The organism is Silvimonas sp. (genome assembly GCF_031291215.1).
GTDB classification, from domain to species: domain Bacteria; phylum Pseudomonadota; class Gammaproteobacteria; order Burkholderiales; family Chitinibacteraceae; genus Silvimonas; species Silvimonas soli.
Window position 1 is genome coordinate 396,236 of sequence record NZ_JARLJK010000136.1, and the last position, 19,677, is coordinate 415,912.

At 55.8% G+C, this 19,677-nt stretch carries 19 protein-coding genes; 11 read left to right on the forward strand and 8 right to left on the reverse strand.

Annotation, left to right across the window (positions count from 1 at the left end; translation table 11 throughout):
• Positions 1-113 precede the first annotated feature (113 nt).
• On the reverse strand, positions 114-1,217 hold the full coding sequence (locus P4L78_RS17380; protein WP_283149385.1) for a calcium:proton antiporter: 1,104 nt from the start codon (positions 1,215-1,217) through the stop codon (positions 114-116).
• A gap of 683 nt (positions 1,218-1,900) precedes the next feature.
• Here P4L78_RS17380 and P4L78_RS17385 point away from each other — a divergent pair.
• Together P4L78_RS17385 and P4L78_RS17390 are read left to right on the forward strand one after the other, a co-directional pair.
• Positions 1,901-4,543, forward strand: coding sequence for an EAL domain-containing protein (locus P4L78_RS17385; protein ID WP_309329398.1), 2,643 nt, complete (start codon positions 1,901-1,903; stop codon positions 4,541-4,543).
• A 165-nt stretch (positions 4,544-4,708) separates the two neighbouring features.
• Positions 4,709-4,936, forward strand: a complete 228-nt coding sequence (locus tag P4L78_RS17390; protein ID WP_283149387.1) for a hypothetical protein — start codon at positions 4,709-4,711, stop codon at positions 4,934-4,936.
• A gap of 1 nt (position 4,937) precedes the next feature.
• Here the strand turns inward: P4L78_RS17390 and P4L78_RS17395 are convergent, their stop codons facing one another.
• Positions 4,938-5,915 (reverse strand): LysR family transcriptional regulator, encoded by a 978-nt coding sequence (locus P4L78_RS17395; RefSeq protein WP_283149388.1) that lies wholly within the window; start codon positions 5,913-5,915, stop codon positions 4,938-4,940.
• A 306-nt stretch (positions 5,916-6,221) separates the two neighbouring features.
• On the opposite strand from P4L78_RS17395, the gene P4L78_RS17400 reads away from it, so the two are divergent.
• From P4L78_RS17400 to P4L78_RS17420, 5 genes are all read left to right on the forward strand, one after another.
• Complete coding sequence (locus P4L78_RS17400; protein WP_283149389.1) at positions 6,222-7,235, forward strand: NAD(P)-dependent alcohol dehydrogenase; 1,014 nt, start codon at positions 6,222-6,224, stop codon at positions 7,233-7,235.
• A 253-nt stretch (positions 7,236-7,488) separates the two neighbouring features.
• On the forward strand, positions 7,489-8,694 hold the full coding sequence (locus P4L78_RS17405; protein ID WP_283149390.1) for an efflux RND transporter periplasmic adaptor subunit: 1,206 nt from the start codon (positions 7,489-7,491) through the stop codon (positions 8,692-8,694).
• A gap of 121 nt (positions 8,695-8,815) precedes the next feature.
• The gene (locus tag P4L78_RS17410; protein WP_309329401.1) at positions 8,816-12,010 is read left to right on the forward strand and encodes an efflux RND transporter permease subunit; all 3,195 of its coding nucleotides are present in this window, start codon (positions 8,816-8,818) and stop codon (positions 12,008-12,010) included.
• Position 12,011: 1 nt separating this feature from the next.
• The gene (locus P4L78_RS17415) at positions 12,012-13,442 is read left to right on the forward strand and encodes an efflux transporter outer membrane subunit (protein WP_283149392.1); all 1,431 of its coding nucleotides are present in this window, start codon (positions 12,012-12,014) and stop codon (positions 13,440-13,442) included.
• 183 nt (positions 13,443-13,625) lie between these two features.
• Entirely contained in the window at positions 13,626-14,057 is a 432-nt protein-coding gene (locus tag P4L78_RS17420) for an EamA family transporter (protein ID WP_283149393.1), read from the forward strand.
• Positions 14,058-14,067: 10 nt separating this feature from the next.
• Here P4L78_RS17420 and P4L78_RS17425 read toward each other — a convergent pair whose 3' ends face one another.
• Positions 14,068-14,202: a hypothetical protein gene (locus P4L78_RS17425; protein WP_309329403.1), complete on the reverse strand. Its 135-nt coding sequence runs from the start codon at positions 14,200-14,202 to the stop codon at positions 14,068-14,070.
• 381 nt (positions 14,203-14,583) lie between these two features.
• On the opposite strand from P4L78_RS17425, the gene P4L78_RS17430 reads away from it, so the two are divergent.
• From P4L78_RS17430 to P4L78_RS17445, 4 genes are all read left to right on the forward strand, one after another.
• Complete coding sequence (locus P4L78_RS17430; RefSeq protein ID WP_309329405.1) at positions 14,584-15,372, forward strand: hypothetical protein; 789 nt, start codon at positions 14,584-14,586, stop codon at positions 15,370-15,372.
• A 107-nt stretch (positions 15,373-15,479) separates the two neighbouring features.
• Positions 15,480-15,890: a hypothetical protein gene (locus P4L78_RS17435; RefSeq protein ID WP_309329407.1), complete on the forward strand. Its 411-nt coding sequence runs from the start codon at positions 15,480-15,482 to the stop codon at positions 15,888-15,890.
• A gap of 143 nt (positions 15,891-16,033) precedes the next feature.
• Positions 16,034-16,534, forward strand: coding sequence for a DUF2726 domain-containing protein (locus P4L78_RS17440; protein WP_309329408.1), 501 nt, complete (start codon positions 16,034-16,036; stop codon positions 16,532-16,534).
• A 127-nt stretch (positions 16,535-16,661) separates the two neighbouring features.
• Positions 16,662-16,895, forward strand: coding sequence for a hypothetical protein (locus tag P4L78_RS17445; RefSeq protein WP_309329410.1), 234 nt, complete (start codon positions 16,662-16,664; stop codon positions 16,893-16,895).
• A 123-nt stretch (positions 16,896-17,018) separates the two neighbouring features.
• Here the strand turns inward: P4L78_RS17445 and P4L78_RS17450 are convergent, their stop codons facing one another.
• From P4L78_RS17450 to P4L78_RS17470, 5 genes are all read right to left on the reverse strand, one after another.
• A complete protein-coding gene (locus tag P4L78_RS17450) occupies positions 17,019-17,204 on the reverse strand; it encodes a hypothetical protein (protein ID WP_283149398.1) in 186 nt (61 codons plus the stop codon).
• A gap of 412 nt (positions 17,205-17,616) precedes the next feature.
• Positions 17,617-18,012 carry a hypothetical protein gene (locus tag P4L78_RS17455; RefSeq protein WP_283149399.1) on the reverse strand — a complete coding sequence of 132 codons (396 nt, stop codon included), beginning with the start codon at positions 18,010-18,012 and terminating at the stop codon, positions 17,617-17,619.
• A 337-nt stretch (positions 18,013-18,349) separates the two neighbouring features.
• Positions 18,350-18,646 carry a hypothetical protein gene (locus P4L78_RS17460; protein ID WP_309329412.1) on the reverse strand — a complete coding sequence of 99 codons (297 nt, stop codon included), beginning with the start codon at positions 18,644-18,646 and terminating at the stop codon, positions 18,350-18,352.
• A gap of 15 nt (positions 18,647-18,661) precedes the next feature.
• Positions 18,662-19,036: a DUF1493 family protein gene (locus P4L78_RS17465; protein ID WP_309329414.1), complete on the reverse strand. Its 375-nt coding sequence runs from the start codon at positions 19,034-19,036 to the stop codon at positions 18,662-18,664.
• A gap of 2 nt (positions 19,037-19,038) precedes the next feature.
• The gene (locus P4L78_RS17470; RefSeq protein WP_309329416.1) at positions 19,039-19,467 is read right to left on the reverse strand and encodes an STM2901 family protein; all 429 of its coding nucleotides are present in this window, start codon (positions 19,465-19,467) and stop codon (positions 19,039-19,041) included.
• Between the last annotated feature and the right edge of the window lie 210 nt (positions 19,468-19,677).

Genomic DNA, 19,677 nt, shown 5'->3' on the forward strand with positions numbered 1-19,677 from the left:
GTGAGCTTGCCCACGCCAATATTGGCTGGCCGCACTCAGCCAACTGGCACGTAAAGCAAGCCGCCGCCAAAGAAGCGCCACACCCGGCTCGTGGCGCCGATATCGGCCTTCAATTACGGCACGATATTCAAAAACAGAAATGCTGCAAACAACACCAGATGGACCACGCCCTGGAGAACGGTCGTGCGGCCAGTGCTCAGGGTAACGGTGCTGACAATCAAGGTGAGCACCAGCATGACCGATTCTTTGGCATCCAGACCCAGTAATAACGGTTTGCCCGTGACAATGAAAATGGCGGCAACAGTGGGAATGGTCAAACCGATACTGGCCAATGCGGAACCCAGCGCCAGATTCAGGCTCTTCTGCAGTTGATTGGCCCGCGCAGCTTTGGCCGCCGCAATGCCTTCAGGCAACAGAACCAGGCCCGCAATAATGATGCCGACCACAACGGCCGGTGCGCCAGCTTGCGCTACGGCGGCTTCGACTGTGGGTGATAGCAACTTGGCTAGTCCAACCACGCAGACCAGACTGACCAGCAGCAAACCGCTACTGAGCGCCGTTTGCTGGTTGCTCGGCGGTGGCGCATGTAATTCGTTGGCATCTATGACCGATTGTTCTGGCGACGGCACGGCAAGAAAATAGTCGCGATGGCGGACGGTTTGCACAAAAACAAAAGTGCCATACAAGACCAGCGAAGCCACGCCGGAAAAGGCCAGTTGAGAAGGCGACCAGACTGGTCCAACGACGGTAGTGGCGTAATTGGGCAATACCAGCGCCAGCACCGACAAGGCCGCCAGCACTGCCAGTGCAGCACTAGCACCTTGCTGCTGGAAAGTTTGCACCCGGTGTTCTATCGCGCCTAACAGCAGACACAAGCCGACGATTCCGTTGCACACAATCATGACTGCCGCAAACACGGTGTCACGCGCTAGCGCAGCTTTGGCTTCGCCGCCGGTCAACATCACCGACACAATCAGTGCCACCTCGATCACAGTTACCGCAACCGCCAGCACTAACGTGCCAAAGGGCTCGCCCACTTTGTGAGCGACCACTTCCGCATGGTGGACCGCCGCGAATACCGTACCAGCCAGGCAAACTGTGGCAAAGATCAGCAATGCGGCGTTGTTGCCCATGGCCAATGCGGCAATCAATGCACAGACCGACAGCATCGGAAAAATCCATGTCCAGCGCGGATTGATATTAGAAGGGTCGGACACAGCGGCTCCTTGGCTGGATGAGGTCATTTATCACAATGTCATACGTTTTATATGAGCCCGCACAATCTGGCAAACCTGCGCCGCGTGGCCGATGCTCGAATGGAGAGCGACGTTCTGCCTGATTTCGCAATCGGTCATCGTAGTTCAGTCCAGGTTTTTAAGAATAGGTAGTAGATACTTACTCTGTGCGTATAGTGTTTTTATCTAATTGATTGATCAGCGCAACGCAGAATGCCCCTTCCGACGCAACAGATTGCGGGATTGCCTGGTTGGTTGATATTGAGTCTTCAGTTGGCCCTGAAAAAATAGCCGTCAATTTTTTATATGGCTAAATTAATGGATAAATATCACTAATTTACATCGACTTATGTCGTGTTTATGAGTTGCTGCATGAAGGTGTTTTCTGCCGCTGAACTTATGGGTTTTGACGGACGGGCGAGTTTTCGGTGTTGGCGAAAAGTGCCGATTTCGCGGAAAGAGACGGACGGCGATTTGATGCTTGCATCAGAATTTTCTAATGCAATATTATGCAAGTGAGGTGACCTGACAGGTTTCGTACTATATTCACGTCAATGCGAAACTTACAGTCTGTCGCCGGAGTCATGCCAAGCCCTTAGTGCCAGGCAAAACCGGATCCGCAACCTGGTTTGCAACCCGCAAGACCCATTACTGGAAGCCAATCCGTGACTGAACCTGTGTCATCAGATATTCGCAACCGGCCATTGGTAACACAGCGACATGCCAGTGGCTCGGCAGAAGCGCTGGCGGAAATCCGCGACCATCTGGATGCAATTGATCGCAGCATGATGGTGGCCCGCTTTTCGCCAGATGGCGTATTTCTGGGTGCGAACACGCTGTTCCTGAATTCGTTTGGTTATGCCATAGAAGAGATTGCCGGCGCGCCGCATGAACTGGTTTGCCCGGTTAAACATCACTCTGGCTTGAGCGCGCATCAGGATTTGTGGCGGGTTTTGCGCAGCGGCCGGCCTTACTCGGGGCTGGTAGAGCGGGTGGCACGTGACGGGCGCGCCGTATGGCTGGAAGTCACCTATGCGCCGACTTTCGACCAGACCGGACAGTTGTTGTCTATTTTGTCGATTTCTTCAGATGTGTCGCTGAGGGTCGAGCGAGAACGCAGCGAATCCAAGCGCTTGTGGCAATCGCTGGTGGTCGACGAAACCGACAGTGCCGTGATCGTCACCGACGGTCAGTGGCGCATCGTGTACGTGAACGCGGGTTTCACGCGCATGTTTGGTTATCACCTGGACGAGATTCACGGTCGTCGCCCGATTGCCTTGCTGGTGCCACACGTTAAACCCGCTGTTATCGAAGAAGCCATCAGTTCGGCCAACGCTGGCAGGCCATTCCGGCTGGAGGAGCTTACCTTCGCCAAAGACGGCCAGCGCTTCTGGAACAAAATGATCATCAACCCGGTGCGCGACACGCACGGTTTGCTGGTCAATACGGTGAGCGTGGTTACCGACATCACCGAAGCCAAGATGCACGAGGTTATCCACCATAAAGGCCTGGATGCGCTGGCGCGCGAAACGCCGGTGGTGCAGATCATGGACATGATTTGCCAGGAAGTGGAGCGCATATCGCCTGAAGTGGTGTCGTCCATTTTATCTGTCGATGAAAACGGACGCATGCACGCACTGGCCGCGCCGAGCCTGCCCGAGAAGTTCTCCCGCGCGCTGGATGGGTTGGTGATGGGTCCGGCAAGTGGATCCTGTGGCACGTCCGCGTTTCGCGGCGCAGAAGTGGTAGTCACCGACATCGAGACCGATCCGCTGTGGGTCGATTTTGCCCAGATCGCGTTGCCGTTGGGGCTGAAAGCTTGCTGGTCCACCCCGATTATTTCCAGCAAAGGCCATGTGGTCGGCACATTTGCCTTCTACTACCGCGAAAAACGCGAGCCAGACGTGTTCCATCGACGCTTGGTAGATGTGTGCGTCAACCTGTGCGCGCTGGCCCTCGAACGCGAAGCGGCGCGTGCTGAAATCCAGAAGCTGGCGTTTTACGATGCCCTGACCGAACTGCCCAATCGCAGCTTGTTGCTGGCCAAAGCCGAGCAGGCAATCGCCGGCGCCGCACGTGACAGCACGCCGTTGGCGGTCTTGTTTGTGGATCTGGATCGCTTCAAGCAAATCAACGATACGCTGGGCCATACCGTGGGTGACGATGTGTTGCGGCTGGCGGCGCAAAGCCTGGCTCAAGGGCGGCGTAGCTCAGACATCATCGGGCGGCTGGCTGGTGACGAGTTCGTGCTGGTATTGCCGCAATGCGACGGTAATCACGCGGCCGATATTGCCGAGCAAATCCAGATCAATCTGTCGCGCCCGCAACGGGTCGGCGATGTGACGCACGTTCTTTCGGCCAGCATTGGCATCAGTTTGTTTCCGGAAAACGGCGAAGATATCGAAACCCTGCTGCGCCGCGCCGACATCGCCATGTATGAAGCCAAGGCCTCGCAGCGTGGTGGTTTCAGCTTTTTCAGTAATGAGATGAATCTGCGGGCACAAGAGCGCCTGGCGCTGGAAGCGGCGCTACGGCAGGCCATTCGAGAAAAACAATTGCGCTTGTTTTACCAGCCGCAAATCAGGCTGGCCGATGGTGCCATCTACGGCGTTGAAGCACTGGCACGCTGGCATCACCCGGTATTGGGCGAAATCTCGCCGGTGCGGTTTATTCCGCTGGCCGAGGACTGTGGCTTGATCGGTGAGTTGGGCTTATGGGTGCTGGAAGAAGCTTGCCGGCAGATGGCGGACTGGCGCAGTCGCGGTATAGATGTCCCCGTGGTGGCAGTGAACTTGTCGCCCACCAATTTCCATAACGTGGATTTGCCGGACATCATCGCCGACCTGCTGCAGCGTTTTGCTCTTAGCCCGCAGCAACTGACGCTGGAGATTACTGAAAACGTTTTGCTGGACGGCAACGTCGGGACATTGGCCAGTATTGACGACATCCGGGATCTTGGCGTGCGGCTATCCATGGATGACTTCGGCACCGGTTATTCCAGCTTGAGCTATCTGCGGCGCTTGCCGGTGAGCGAGCTAAAGCTGGACAAGAGCTTTGTACGCGACCTGCAGCATGACCAGACGGCCCGTGCACTCAGTGAAGCAGTGATACGCATCGGCGAAAGCCTGCAACTGGTTGTGGTGGCGGAAGGGGTGGAAGACCAGGCGCAGCTGAACCTGCTCAAACAGCAAGGCTTTCATGTGATTCAGGGCTTTTTGCTGTCGCGCCCGCTGGCTGCACCCGCGCTGGAAGCATGGCTGGCTAAACGTCAGCCATTGCTGGAAGCGATGAGCGTAGGTTCGTTTTAGGCGTCGCTTGTGACCGTTTGCAGTCTGGGGCAAAGCAACAGGCCGGGCTCAGCCGCCATGGCTTAACGCAGGATAGGAATTTTCTCAGGAAAAATAAGGCATATCCGATATCCAGGGGGTGGTCGAACTCTCAAAATTCTCTCTTCCAATTTGAGAGTTCTGACCATGTCTGATGATTGCTTTGAGTGCCTGGCATTAGGCTTGGCCAGCAAGCCACGCTGTAGTGCCGTAGTGAATGTAGTTGCTGATGAAAAAGCGCCAGGCGTCTGGATGATTTCACAGGGCTGCCTGAAGGGCGGGGTCTATGCTTCGCAGGAAGTCGTCGGCTCGCAGAAGCTGGCACTCGAATATGCCGCGCAGTTGTCTGACAAAAAGCCACACCTTGTTCCGTAGTTCACACCACTGATTGTTCCGCCGGCTCGGTTGCAGGCCATTGCTCCGGCAACATCAATGAGCATTGCCCGGACTGCGCACCGCAAAGTTGCGTGCCAATTGTCATGACGGTCTCGCGCAGCCATTGATGCCCCGGATCACGGTCATGACGCACATGCCACACCAGATGAGCCCGGCTCACCGGCATGTCAAATGGCACCGGGGTCGCATGGATTTCCGCACGGCGCGGATGCGTGCGAATCACGCTCTCCGGCACCACGCTGATCAAGTTGGACGCCGCCAGCAAATCCACCACGCCGTAAAACGTATTCACCGTCATTGCCACGCGGCGGCGTTGCCCACGCTGCAGCAGTAGTTCATCTACCACGCCGACCGGATCCCCCGATAGCGATACCAGCAGGTGATCCGCGCTCAGAAAGCGGTCCAGCGTCAGCGGACGTGCGGCCAGCGGGTGGTTGCGGCGCATGGCGCACACAAATCCCACATCAAACATCCACTGTTGCTTCAGTTCGTCGGCTTGCGGCGCTTTGACGCCCACCGCAAGGTCGATTTCATTCTCGTTCAACTGTTCACGTGTGCCATTTACCCGCACCGGTACCGCCAGAATGTCGATGCCGGGGGCGCGCGCTTCGAGCAGGTTGCGCAGCGGCGGCCACATCGGATTGGTGATGAAGTCCGTGGCGGCCAGACGAAAGCGGCGAGCGGTTGTTGCCGGGTCAAATGGCGCCGGGTTGATGCTCTGGCGGATGGTGGCCAGTGGCAAGCCAATATCTCGCCAGATGGCAGACGCCTTGGAAGTAGGGCGAATGCCGCGACCCACCTTGATGAATAGCGGGTCTTTCCAGACTACCCGCATACGCGCCACCGCATTACTCACTGCAGATTGGGTCATCGCGAGCCGCTGCGCCGCTTTGGTGATGGAGCCTTCGGTCATGATGCTGTCAAAAATCGCCAAGAGATTCAGATCTACGTCACGCATGAGCGGGCCTCGGCAGAAATGGGGTGAAATCGAGGTAAAACAAACCAATCACTAAAGATGATGGTTCATTTCCACAATATCAAGATATTGGGTCAGGTCTTTTATTTCGGGCTTTGGCAGCACTTCCTGATTTGCAAATTTTCTTCAATTCCCCCTGGCGGCGTTAACCTGGCTAGCCCCGCATCGGCGCTCGGTTTGGCCATGCATTCATCATTTTTCATGATGAGATATTTATCAAATATCAATTAGACGATCGGTCTAGTTCGTTCATATATTTGCCGCAATCAACCGTTTTATGGAGCGGCCATGCGCGCTTTCGTACTCGATCCCTTGCTCAGTGGCAGTGCCGCATTACGGCTGCAACCCAGTCGGCCCACGCCCGCTTTGGGTCCGCACGACGTGCTGGTGCGCATTCGTGCCGCTTCGCTTAATCATCGTGATCTGCATATTGCGGACCGCAGTCGCGAATATCCGGGGCGTCATGCCATCGTGCCGTTGTCGGATGCAGCGGGCGAAGTGGTTGAAACCGGCCGGGAAGTGCGCAGCATTCGTCTGGGTCAACGCGTGGTGAATACGTTTTATCCGGACTGGACCGGGCAGCAAGCCACTCGAGAAAACACTCGCCGCACGTTTGGCGAGGATAGCGACGGCGTGTTGAGTGAGTTTGTCGTTTTCAACGAGACCGGGGTGCTGGTGTTGCCGGAGGGGCTAACTTTTGAAGAGGCGGCCACGCTGCCTTGTGCCGGTGTTACGGCCTGGCACGCCTTGATGGAAAACGCACCGCTGCGTCCGGGCGATTACGTGGCAGTGCTCGGCACCGGTGGGGTGGCGTCAATTGCGTTGCAACTGGCCAAAGCAGCAGGCGCGCGGGTGGCCGTTGTGTCCGGCTGTGACGACAAACTGTGCCGCGCCATGCATATGGGGGCAGACCACGGCCTCAATCACCAACGAGTACCTGACTGGGATAAAGCCTTGCTCGACTGGACCAGTGGGCGCGGAGTGGATCAGGTGGTCGATGTCGCCGGGAACGAGCTGGATCGCTCAATCAATGCCACTCGAGTGGGTGGTCAAGTCAGCCTGGTGGGTGATTTGGGCGGCACCAGTACAGCACTGAACGCCGGAGCATTGCTGGCCCGGCAAATCCAGTTGCGTGGGGTCAGCGTGGGCAGCCGGGCAATGTTCCAGTCGTTGCTGCAAGCGCTCAGTGCCAACCGGATTCGGCCGGTCATTCAACGGGTGTTTGGCTTTGATGAAACGCCGGATGCCTACAACGCGCTGCGGCGCGGCAATCACGTCGGCAAGTTGGTGGTCGCCTTTTAATCAGCAGGCCGATCGCCTTAATGCCAAGTGCATAAAAATTTCGGGACTGCTGACAAAACGTTGTCAGTAGCACCTGGTTACCGTGCGGGTTGTCCGGGTGATGGTTTGGTCGTGCAGGTGTCGACCCCCTTGCCCCTCTGCGGAGTAACAGACCGCGGACTCCCATCTTGCTTTACCCAAATTCATGCGCCAGCGCGCTTGTTGATACCAATAAGAAACAATGATTTATCAGCCATTTATCTGGAGAAACATCATGCAAAGCAAAACCAAAATGCGCATCCGGTCTGCCGCCACGTTATTGATTCTGGCGCCACTGGCCGCTGCGGTGCTATCCGCCTGCCAGGATAGTCGCGCCAACGAACAAAGCGCCGCACCGCCGCCGCCCGTGGTGAGCGTGGCGTCAGTCATTCACAAGTCGCTGAACGATTTTGACGAGTTCACTGGTCGCCTCGAAGCCCCGCAAACCGTGGAAATCCGCCCGCGAGTCAGTGGTTATGTGCAATCGGTTAACTTCCACGAAGGTGCCGTGGTCAAGAAGGGCGATTTACTGTTCCAGATTGATCCACGTCCGTTTCAGGCAGAGGTGGATCGCCTGAACGCCGAGTACCAATCGGCCAAGGCGCATCAGGCACAGGCGCGCAGCGATGCCGAACGGGCGCAGCGTTTGAAGTCGCAAGACGCCATCAGTACCGAAGACTTTGATGCCCGCAATACTGCTTTGCTGGCCGCTCAAGCTCAGGTCGATGCCACGGCTGCCGCGTTGACCGCCGCCAAACTCAATCTGGATTACACCCATATCACCGCGCCGATTAATGGCCGCGTGAGCAATGCGCTGATTACCTCGGGCAACCTGGTGAGCAGCAGCAGCGCGGGCGCCAGTTTGCTGACGACGGTGGTGTCGACCGACAAGGTCTACGCCTACTTTGACGCCGACGAGCAAACCTTTCTGAAGTACCAGCAACTGGCACGCAGCCACAAGGTGGATGCCGCCGACGCCAAATACCCGATCTTCCTGGGGCTGGCTGACGAGACCGGTTATCCGCATCAAGGCGCGGTGGATTTTCTGGATAACCAGGTGAATCCGCGCACCGGCACCATCCGCGCTCGCGCCGTGTTTGACAACAAAAACGGTGAGTTCACACCGGGACTGTTTGTGCGGCTGAAGGTGATAGGCGAAGGGCAGCGCGATGGCTTGCTGATCAACGACCGTGCGGTTGGCTCGGATCTGGGCAAGAAGTTTGTGCTGGTGCTGGGCAAGGACAACAAGCTTGAGTACCGCAATGTCGAGCTGGGTAGCGACGTGGAAGACCTGCGACTGGTGCGCAGCGGCCTCAAGGCGGGCGATGTAATTGTGGTCAACGGCTTGCAGAAAGTGCGCCCGGGCATGGCCGTATCGCCGACCAAAGTGCCGATGACGGAGCCTTCCACGCTCGATAAACAGTTCCCCGCTAAAGGCTGACCGCTTTGCGTTGCCGGGCAAGCGCAGTGGCAAATACCACTGGCTACGCCCCAGCTTTGCCTGATGAATTTGGCGGATGGGCCACGCCCGTCCCAAGAATGACCGTTCCCAAGGAACAACCATGAAATTCTCTCAATACTTCATCCAGCGGCCGATCTTTGCGGCGGTGCTGTCGATGATCATCTTTATTGGTGGTTTGCTCGCCCTGAAGGTGTTGCCGATCAGCGAATACCCGGAAGTCGTGCCGCCCACCGTGGTGGTGCATGCCAGTTATCCTGGCGCCAATCCGCAAACCATTGCAGAAACCGTCGCGTCACCGCTGGAGCAGCGCATTAACGGCGTCGAGGGGATGTTGTATCAATCCTCACAAGCCACCTCCGATGGCGCAATGACGCTGACGGTGACTTTTGCGCTGGGCACCGATGCCGACAAAGCCCAGGTGCAAGTGCAAAACCGTGTGGCCCAAGCTTTGCCGCAATTGCCTGCGGACGTGCAGCGCCTTGGTGTCACCACAGAGAAAAGCTCGCCCGATCTAACCATGGTGGTGCACCTGACATCACCGAGCAATCGCTACGACATGCTCTATCTGAGCAACTACGCCAATCTGCAGGTCAAAGACGCTTTGGCGCGGATTGATGGCGTGGGGGATGTCAAACTGTTTGGCGCGGGCGACTACTCCATGCGCCTGTGGCTGGACCCGGAAAAAATCGCCAGCCGTAACCTCACCGCGTCGGATGTAGTAAAAGCCGTACGCGAGCAAAACATCCAGGTAGCCTCCGGTTCGCTCGGCACTTCGCCGACCTCATCCACTGCGGATTACCAGCTCAATATCAACACGCAAGGCCGGCTGGTGACTGAGGAAGAGTTCGGCAACATCATTATCCGTAGTGGTGCCGATGGCGAAATCGTGCGGCTGCGCGATATTGCCCGCGTTGAACTGGGCTCCAACAGTTACGCCTTGCGCTCGTTGCTGGATAACAAACCCGCCGTGGCGATTCCGATCTTTGCCCGGCCAGGTTCCAACGCGCTGGAAATCTCCAAAAATGTGCGCGCCACCATGGCGACGCTGAAAAAGGATTTCCCGCAGGGCATCGATTACTCGATCGTCTATGACCCGACCGTGTTCGTGAAAAGCTCGATCGAAGCCGTTGCACATACCTTGTTCGAGGCGATTCTGCTGGTCGTGCTGGTGGTGATCCTGTTCCTGCAAACTTGGCGGGCGTCGATCATTCCGCTGGTGGCAGTGCCAGTATCGCTGGTGGGCACCTTTGCGCTAATGCATCTGTTTGGTTTCTCGCTCAACGCACTGTCGCTGTTCGGCCTGGTGCTGGCCATCGGTATTGTGGTGGACGATGCCATCGTGGTGGTGGAGAACGTTGAACGCAATATCGAGCTGGGTTTAAGCCCGATTGATGCAACGCGCCGCGCCATGAGCGAAGTGACTGGCCCGATTGTCGCTACGGCGCTGGTGCTGTGCGCGGTGTTCATCCCGACTGCGTTTATCTCCGGCCTGACTGGCCAGTTCTATCGTCAGTTTGCGTTGACCATTGCCATCAGCACGGTGATCTCGGCATTCAATTCGCTGACCTTGTCGCCCGCGCTGGCCGCGGTGTTGCTGCGTGGTCACGATGCACCGAAAGATCGCCTCACACGCTGGATGGATGCCACTTTCGGCTGGTTCTTCCGTTCGTTTAATCGTTTCTTCCATCGTTCGTCTGCAGGCTACGTGAGCGGGGTGCAGGGCATTTTGCGGCGCTCGGCGATTGCCATGTTTGTCTACGTTGGTTTGCTGGGTCTGACCGTGCTCGGCTTCAACAGCGTGCCGGGCGGGTTTGTGCCGCAGCAAGACAAGCAATACCTGGTGTCGTTTGCGCAGTTGCCTGGCGCCGCCACGCTGGATCGCACCGAAAGCGTTATCCGCGCCATGAGTGCGATTGCGCTGAAAGAACCAGGCGTACAAAGTGCGGTGGCTTTTCCGGGGTTGTCTATCAACGGCTTCACCAACAGCCCGTCGGCTGGGATCTTGTTTGTCACGCTCAAGCCATTTGAGGAACGCAAGACGGCTGATCTGTCGGCGGGGGGCATCGCCGGCAAACTCAACGCCAAATACGCTGGCTTGCAAGACGCCTTTGTCGCCATCTTTCCACCGCCGCCGGTACAAGGGCTGGGCACGATTGGTGGTTTCAGAGTGCAGATCGAAGACCGTAGTGGTTTGGGCTTTAACGAGATGTACACGCAGGTGCAAAACCTGATCGCCAAAGGCCGCAAAACGCCGGAGCTGGCCGGTTTGTTTAGCGGTTATGAAGTGAATGTGCCGCAGATTGACGCGCACATCGACCGCGACAAGGCCAAAACCCACGGCGTGGCGCTGACCGATGCTTTCGACACCATGCAAATCTATCTGGGTTCGCTGTATGTGAACGACTTCAACCGCTTTGGCCGCACCTACCAGGTAAACGCCCAGGCCGACCAATCGTTCCGGCTGCACCCAGACGACATCGCCCGCCTGAAAACCCGCAATGCCGATGGCGACATGGTGCCGCTGGGCGCATTCATGACCGTGAAGGAAACCAGCGGCCCGGATCGCGTGCAGCATTACAACGGCTATGTGACAGCCGAAATCAACGGCGGCGCGGCACCCGGCTTTAGCTCCGGCCAGGCGCAAGCCGCAATGGAAAAACTCGCCAAAGAAGAACTGCCCAATGGCATGACTTTTGAATGGACCGAGCTGACTTACCAGCAAATCCTCGCCGGTAACACCGCTATCCTGATCTTCCCGTTGTGCGTGTTGTTGGTGTTCTTGGTGCTGGCGGCGCTGTATGAAAGCTGGACCATGCCGTTGGCAGTCATCCTGATTGTGCCGATGGGCCTGTTGAGTGCCATTACCGGGCTCTGGCTCACTCATGGCGACAACAACGTGTTTACACAAATCGGCTTGATTGTGTTGGTGGGGCTGGCGTGCAAGAACGCGATTCTGATCGTCGAATTTGCCCGCGAGAAAGAAGAACTGGAAGGCATGGATCCGATCCACGCCGTGCTGGAAGCCTGCCGCTTGCGTCTGCGTCCGATTTTGATGACCTCGATGGCTTTCATTATGGGTGTCGTTCCGCTGGTGACCTCAACCGGTGCTGGTTCTGAAATGCGCCGTGCCATGGGTACCGCCGTGTTCTCCGGCATGCTGGGTGTGACTTTCTTTGGCCTGCTGCTGACGCCGGTGTTCTATGTACTGCTGCGCAAACTGGTGCACGCCGACCGCAAAACCAGACCCGTCGACACACCCTTGTTGCCGCCGCAAGCCCAACTGGAGGGTCAATAACATGACCAACAAGATCAATATTGTTAAGCATTTCACGCTGCCCACGCTCAAGCTGGTTAGCGCGCTGATGTTCAGTGGAGGTCTGGCCGCATGCGCAGTCGGGCCGGAATATCACGCGCCGGTGCCTGCTGAAATCCACTTGGCCAACACCGCCACGGCGGATTTCAACACCAGCAGCATTGAACGCAACTGGTGGGCGCAACTGGATGACCCAGAACTCAACAGCCTGATCGACCAGGGCTTGAACGCCAATCACGATCTGCGCATCGCCCTGGCGCGGGTGAATGCAGCGCGCGCGCAGTTTGATATCAGCGAGATCAATCGCTGGCCGGTGGTGACGGCCAATGGGCAAGTCACACGGCAAATGGCGCAGCAACCCGGTTTTACCACCAACCGGGTGCTGACCAATGACTGGCAAGTCGGCTTTGATGCGGGCTGGGAGCTTGATATCTGGGGGCGCTTGTCCAGCCTGGAAACCGCTGCGCGGTCTCGTGCCGAAGCGGCGGCTTTCGGGCTCGACCAGGTGCGTGTGAGCGTCGTGGCCGAAATCGGCCGCAACTATTACTTGATGCGCGGCGCGCAGCAGCGTTACGCAGTCGCTCAGCGCAACCTGAAAAACCTGCAATCCACGCTGGATATCACCCAGGCCCGCGTGACTAACGGCCAAGGCACGGAACTGGATGTAGCCCGCGCCCGCGCCAATCTGGCCAATGTGCAAGCCACGCTGCCGCCGCTGGAAACGGTCGTCAAACTCACGCAATACCGGCTCGCCGTGCTGGTGGGTGTCATGCCTGGTACGCTGGATGCACAATTGGCACCCGCCGTGCTGCCACCGATCTCCAAGCCATTGCCCATTGGTGATGCGGCCGAGTTAATTCGCCGTCGCCCGGATATTGCCGTGGCCGAGCGTGAACTTGCCGCGGCCAATGCCGATGTCGGTGCCGCCATGGCAGAGCGGTTTCCGCGTATCAGTCTGGGTGGGTTCCTTGGCTTTATCGCCAGCCGTGGTGGCGATCTGGGGCAGGCCAGCTCCAAAGCCTGGAGCATCACGCCGAGCATAGATTGGCCTGCATTCCGTCTCGGCGCGGTAAATGCCCAGGTCCGCAGCAACAAAGCCGTGGTCGATGCCGATGTGGCGCGATACGAGCAAACTGTGCTGCAAGCCGTGGAAGAAACCGAGGGCGCATTGCTGACCTATAACCGCACGCAACAGCGCTTGTCGCGACTGGTTGAATCGGCCCAGCAAAGCAAACGCGCCGCCGATATCGCTCGCGTGCGGTACAAAGAAGGCGCAGCAGATTTTCTGACACTGCTGGACGCCGAGCGCACGCAACTCAGCGCAGAAGATGCCATGGCTCAAGCGGAATCGGATTCGTATATTGAGCTAGTAGCGGTTTACAAAGCGCTTGGAGGAGGGTGGGCGCCAGTCTGAGCGCAGTGACGAATCCAGCGTGTAAATCCGTCAGCATTTGAGGTACAGCGGCCAGGTTCAATCGCAATGATTGACCTGGCCGCTGCGTTTTCTGCCACCGCGCAATCTGCTCTTTGCGAAGTGACATTCCTGCTGGCTATTGCTACCGTAATGGCTGTCTGAAACTTGCCATCAGGATTTATCGTGAAATTATTCCCCGGTTGGGTCTTGTTTGCCTTTGGCTCCGCTTTCTTTGCCGCGTTAACGGCCATTTTCGGCAAACTGGGTGTCACTGGCGTTAACTCCAACTTCGCCACGTTTATCCGGACGATTGTGATCCTGTTTGTGACCGCAGGGATTCTGTCTTTGCGGGCAGAATGGCAAAAACCGGGGACTATTTCGCCTTATAGCTGGCTGTTTCTGGTGCTGTCCGGCATTGCTACCGGATTATCCTGGCTCTGCTATTACCGCGCGCTACAGATTGGGCCAATTACCAAAGTGGCGCCGATAGACAAATTGAGCGTGGCTTTTGCCATCATCCTTGGCGTGCTGTTTATTGGCGAAAAGCTGACCTGGCCAGTGGCGATTGGCGGATCGCTGATTGTGGCTGGCTCGATTGTGATTATTGCTTTCTAAGGCGCGCGAATCAGGCGGTTCTGGAAAGCGCCACGATTGCGGCGATTAACACCGCCATCAAACAAGCTAAAATGGCATCCGTTTTGACAGCCCGTGCGAGCTTCGTATAACTGCGCCGTAAAACAGGTTGTGATTGCTGTTTCATGCTGCACCTGAAGATTGTTTGACCAACGTGCATGTCCCAACGCCCGATTCACTCTGTGGTCGGGCGTTGTCATGTTTGCGCAGTATGTTCCGGGCAGCTTAGGGCTGGCTTAGTGTCCGAACCGCCTGTTTTTAATGCCGGTTTTTCGCGATTGGCCATTGAAATGCCAAGCCCGTCGTGACTAGCCTCAAGTCCGCGTGAAGGACGCTGCGGAACTGTAACCAGCACGGTCGTTGGGGTCTTATAAGTTTGAGATAAGTGAGTCGAGATAACCTGGGAAGCAATCGGCAGCAAGAAGAAGGCGCTCTTCAGTTGCAATGCGCACGGATTGCTGAGATCAGATCGCGTTTGAGTCTGGTCCGTTCAATAGGAGAAAACGTTTTGACTACATCCCCCAACCGGCATGCCCTAACCATGCTGAACAAAGTGCCAGAAGTAACGCTCATCTTCTGGATTATCAAAATCATGTCGACCACGGTGGGTGAAACCGGGGCCGATTATCTGGCTGTTCACGTCGGGCTTGGCACGGCCACTACCGGCGGCATCATGCTGGCTTTTTTGGTGGCGGCGTTGTTTCTGCAATTGCGCGCCAGCAAATATATCCCTTGGAAATACTGGCTCACCGTGGTACTGGTCAGTGTGGTCGGAACCCAGATCACCGATGCGCTCACCGACGGCCTGGGTGTGAGTCTTTACGCCAGTACCAGCGTATTTGCCATTGCTTTGGCCGCGATATTTGCTATCTGGTATCGCATTGAGGGCACGTTATCCATCCACACCATTGTGACCCGGCGCCGCGAACTGTTTTACTGGGCCGCCATTTTGTTCACCTTTGCGCTGGGCACCGCAGCGGGCGATCTGGCGACCGAGGCATTGGGACTGGGCTTTCGCGTTGGGGTTATTGCGTTCGGCGCGCTGATTGCCGTGATTGGCGTCGCCTGCTATCTGGGTGCCAACGCTATGCTCAGCTTCTGGCTGGCCTACATTCTGACTCGCCCGCTGGGTGCCTCGCTGGGTGACTTGCTCTCTCAAGCCAAAACCTATGGCGGCGTGGGCTTGGGCACTGTGCAGACCAGTATTGTTTTCCTGTCGGTCATTGTGGTTCTGGTTGGTCTGGTCAGCATTCAGCAATCCCTCGCCACCCGCAATGCCATTGCAGTTAACGAGTAGCCCGTTAGCTGTCCGGTTTTCTGACTTTATCCATTTAAAAAATCAACGCGTCGTTGAATTAAACCACTCGCTTTGCCCGTGGCAGAGCAAATCATCTGGAGTAAAACATGCTGAAAAATAATCTTTCGAAACGTCTGCTGGCTATCTCTTTCGCGCTATTGGCTTTGGGTATGTTCGATGTCTTTCCTGGCGTATCGATCATCTCGTCCGCCTATGCCGCTGAACCCGCCAAACTGGGCGATCTGGCATCTTTTCGCACCATTGTGGTCGATACCCTGAATCTGGTGCAAAAGGGCGATCTGGCGGGCGGAAAAACCCGTATCAAAGACCTGGAAACCTCTTGGGATGACGCCGAGCCTTCGCTAAAACCGCGTGCAGCCACCGACTGGCACGCCGTAGATAAAGCCATCGACAACGCGCTTTCTGAGCTACGCTCGAACCATCCAGACCAGGCTGGCTGCAAGAAGTCGCTGACCGATTTGCTGGCAATTATGGATAAGGTTGGCGGCAAGCACTAATGGCATATCGCGGCGGCATCCCAAGTCAGAATTAAACGGCATGTGACGCCGGCTTGCCACGGTACCAAGCCCACATTGGCGATGACCAAGCTGAAAAACCACAGACCTGTGCTACGGTTTAACCCCCAAAAAAGGAGAAAGCCATGAAGGGTTTGTTTTTTCTGCTGGTCATCGTGGGTGTGCTGCTCTATCTGGTCAAAAAGCAAGCCCGGAAAACGGCTGGATCGACCACGACAGATGAACCATATCCGTATAAATCGCGTGGGCGTCTGTGCACTGAGGCAGAGGCGGCGTTCTTTGAAAAGCTGCGACAAGCAATGCCGGAACACCACATCTTTGCTCAAGTGCAGATGCTGAGGATCATGGAGGTGAGGGCGGTAGAAAATGCCAAGTCATGGCAAAACAAAATCGACCGCAAGAGCATCGATTTTGTAATCTGCGACGCCAACCATGCAATTGTGGCCGGCATTGAACTGGACGACTCAACGCATAGCCAGAAAAAACGTCAAGATCGTGACGTGTTTGTCGAGCGCGCAATGCGCGACGCAGGTATCAAGTTGGCCAGATTCCACGCACGTGAAGTCATCACAGCCGACGGTATTCGAGAACGGATACTGGGCGCTGCGCCTTCGGTTCAAGGATGATGGCGTCGCCCCAGACGTAAAAATCTTCCGCCTGACGTTACCGGATTGATCGTATCAATGGATAATGTTGCACAAGAAATTATCTTGCCAGTAGCGCAAGAGCACCCAACATTGTCCGGAGATATAAATGACGTACTTGCAAGCTCTGGAAGCCGCCATTGCTGATGTCGAATCAGCTGATTTGCTGACGGCCAGAGACAAGGCGGTAGTAGCCCTGCGTGCCATGGTTGCGCTGGCTAGCGAACTGGTTGCAGATGCCGAAATGGCACGCTTGGCCGCCGAACACGAGCGCGAACTGCTTCTCAGGCGCGTTGAAGTGCTTGAACGGCGCGCGCAAATTGAGGTCCATTCACCAAATTGAAGAGGGCGGTTGCGAGCGGCCTGAATGATCGTATTCTGATCGCTCGCTTCTTCCGGGCTGACTCAGCCAGCGTTGTGGGTGCCAAGGATTAATATCAGCCGGATGTACTTGTCCCGGCGTAACTCACTTCTTCGGTTCAGGCTCAGGCTTCTGATCTTGTGGCTGAGAAGCGGTCATTTTCTGGCTGGCCGGTATGCTGGCTTTATGATGCTTGGTGCTGTGGGCCTTGGGCGCAGAAGCATCTGCGGCAAAACCGCTGCCGGAGAACGCGATTGCAGCGACTGCCAAAATTGCGGTTACGAGTTTCATGATCTTTTCTCCTGGTTAAGCAAAATGGATCGCCTTTCGTCAGGCGATTGGCAATTCCCGCACACGAGCGGCGGCGCAGGATATGAGGCTATTCTGCGCGTCCGCGGCAAATCCCCCTGTCGGCGCCTTGCATTAATTGGTGTAGGCAATTCGGCAAATCTTCGACAGTAAATAAGGGATTTAATAGGAAATTTAATCGGGCAATTGATTGACTACCAAACAGCTGATGGAGAAAGCATGTCGCCGGGAGGCGGGCGCCCATTGAGGGTCAAGCGTATTGCAGCGGCACTGTGGCGTAACACCATCGAGTCATTGCCCCGATACACCCATCGTTAGCCCCAATATATTGGCGCTTCTCAGTGAGGCCGAAACAAGCCAGTTCAGCGTTGGCCAGTCCCGGTTGAACGAGATGTCAGGCTCTTTGTGGTAGTTCAGCGCTGAACTTGAACACCAGATAAATCATGAGTAATGCGCTAACTAGAACGCCAACCGACGCAATGCCAAGAATTGGCCCAAGAACGGCTTCCGGAAGCACACCACCATAAAGCAGCAGAAGGCCTGTGAACATCGAAATTGCAGCAATCTGGTGCAATACAAATTGCGCCTGGGAAATACGCCGATCAGGTTGATGCAACCAAAGTTTGTGGATAATCCCATAAATAAAAGACAGAACGAAACCGACCAAAAGAATATGAGCATGGGCGACAAACTGGGAATGGTTCTGCGACGCACCCATGTAAATCCCAATGCACATGCCAAACGCTACATACGCCAACGAACAGATTAGATATTTCTTATCAAAATTCATGGTATCTCCAGCTACTTAAAGAACAAGGTCGGGTGTAATTCCGGAGTATTAACGTGGCGGTAAAGCCATCTGTAAAGCTAAGCATTTCGTCTGGGGAAAACAACTTTTCAATTCAGTGAGGGTTCAGTTTCGGACAAGTGGATGGTGACCGGGCCGGTACCGTTGCCTTCGGCGTGACAAGCCGCTAAACCGGCGAGGGTAGTAGGGCGCATGTTTGCTGCTGTTAACGGCATGCACTGGTGTTCCTGTTGCTGTGGAGCGGGTGATTAGTCCGGACGTCCGGCGTGAGAAGGGTGATACTAGCCGGGGCAAGGTTTCACTCTAGAAGTACGGCGCATTACTTGGATTGAAATTGCCTATCGCAAAGTGAGCAACAACCATCGCCAGCCTTTTCTGCATAAACCTGCCTCATTTCCGCTTCTATCTCTTTGTCCCTAAAGCCTTGAAGCATTTTTTTGGCGTCGAGTTTTTCCTCAAGAAGATCAAGAGCATCCGGAAGAATGTACCCCTCTGTGCTTGCTGCTAAGAGGCCATTTTCCGGATGTATTTCACACGTCGTCAACGCACCACTTTCCGTCAAAATATCTGTTGCGAGCACTTTCAGTGCCCGCGCTTGCGCAAAAGTTCTCGTCATTATTGCTTTCCTTTTTTACCTGTCTACAGGGCCATTTTCTAATGATTCGTCCCAAAAACCCCTTATCGCCGCCTGCTCCAACCGCCCCAAAGTGAGAGGTGCAAGGGGTTCACTTCTCAGGTGTTTGAAAAAAATCCCCAATATTGGAGCCGCAAACGCCGTGCCTTCTGGCCCGAAATACCGCGCATATGGAAATCCTTGGGGGCCGACCACCTGTATGCTGCATGCCTCAAACCAATGATCGATAAAATCAATGGCATCCTGACCCGTTATCCGTAGATCGTCTTCTATGCGCGTTTCCCGCGATAGAGCTATTTCCTTTCCGAATAATGGTCTCCCAATTTCATTGCGGGTAAATGCAACTAGCGTTTCCCAGATATCTGTTTCCATAGTCAAAATATTTGGTCACTAGGGCTAACCAACCGATTATAACGCCGCACTGTGCGATAAACGATGGTTGCCGCATCCGCGATTAAAACAGCCTCGCCGACAATGGGAATCGCTCGCCCAACAAACGCCCCCAAGTTGCGTGTAAAGGCTATACGCATAGAAAACAGGCCAGTCCGAATCAATGTGGGTAGACGTGTTCTTATTGTGACAGGCACCGCCTTGCGGGAGACTAGGGATGCGATAGAAGTGCCCCGTATTGCGCCACCCAACTTTCCGGAAACGGGAACAACATTAATTCCAAGCAGAACAGCACCCACCGATTCGATGTCACGAAGTCCGAACTCCTCCGCAGTTTGATCTGCCATTACCCAAAAGAAGAGTTCTTCGCGGGAAATGCCAAAGTGCCATCCGTAGTTGTATTGATTGCTCAAGGCGTACTCGCATTTGAAAGGGCTATTGAAGTACCTTACAACCACGCTTTATGTAATGAAATCCCCACTATTTGGTCTGGCCCGGCCTCGATGGACACTGACTTAAGGTGGATAATGCCCACCCAGGAGTTGTGTTCATGACCAAGACCAGACGTACTTACCCCGAATCCTTCAAACGTGATGCAGTAAACCAGGTGCTGGCCGGCACCC

Excerpts from the sequence above, each read along its gene's own strand:
- P4L78_RS17465 (WP_309329414.1), bottom strand. The coding sequence starts at position 19,036 with ATGGAAACAGATATCTGGGAAACGCTAGTTGCATTTACCCGCAATGAA.
- P4L78_RS17390 (WP_283149387.1), top strand. The coding sequence starts at position 4,709 with ATGTCTGATGATTGCTTTGAGTGCCTGGCATTAGGCTTGGCCAGCAAG.
- P4L78_RS17450 (WP_283149398.1), bottom strand. The coding sequence starts at position 17,204 with ATGAAACTCGTAACCGCAATTTTGGCAGTCGCTGCAATCGCGTTCTCC.
- P4L78_RS17435 (WP_309329407.1), top strand. The coding sequence starts at position 15,480 with ATGCTGAAAAATAATCTTTCGAAACGTCTGCTGGCTATCTCTTTCGCG.
- P4L78_RS17400 (WP_283149389.1), top strand. The coding sequence starts at position 6,222 with ATGCGCGCTTTCGTACTCGATCCCTTGCTCAGTGGCAGTGCCGCATTA.
- P4L78_RS17395 (WP_283149388.1), bottom strand. The coding sequence starts at position 5,915 with ATGCGTGACGTAGATCTGAATCTCTTGGCGATTTTTGACAGCATCATG.
- P4L78_RS17415 (WP_283149392.1), top strand. The coding sequence starts at position 12,012 with ATGACCAACAAGATCAATATTGTTAAGCATTTCACGCTGCCCACGCTC.
- P4L78_RS17445 (WP_309329410.1), top strand. The coding sequence starts at position 16,662 with ATGACGTACTTGCAAGCTCTGGAAGCCGCCATTGCTGATGTCGAATCA.
- P4L78_RS17410 (WP_309329401.1), top strand. The coding sequence starts at position 8,816 with ATGAAATTCTCTCAATACTTCATCCAGCGGCCGATCTTTGCGGCGGTG.
- P4L78_RS17460 (WP_309329412.1), bottom strand. The coding sequence starts at position 18,646 with ATGACGAGAACTTTTGCGCAAGCGCGGGCACTGAAAGTGCTCGCAACA.
- P4L78_RS17405 (WP_283149390.1), top strand. The coding sequence starts at position 7,489 with ATGCAAAGCAAAACCAAAATGCGCATCCGGTCTGCCGCCACGTTATTG.
- P4L78_RS17425 (WP_309329403.1), bottom strand. The coding sequence starts at position 14,202 with ATGAAACAGCAATCACAACCTGTTTTACGGCGCAGTTATACGAAGCTC.
- P4L78_RS17455 (WP_283149399.1), bottom strand. The coding sequence starts at position 18,012 with ATGAATTTTGATAAGAAATATCTAATCTGTTCGTTGGCGTATGTAGCG.
- P4L78_RS17440 (WP_309329408.1), top strand. The coding sequence starts at position 16,034 with ATGAAGGGTTTGTTTTTTCTGCTGGTCATCGTGGGTGTGCTGCTCTAT.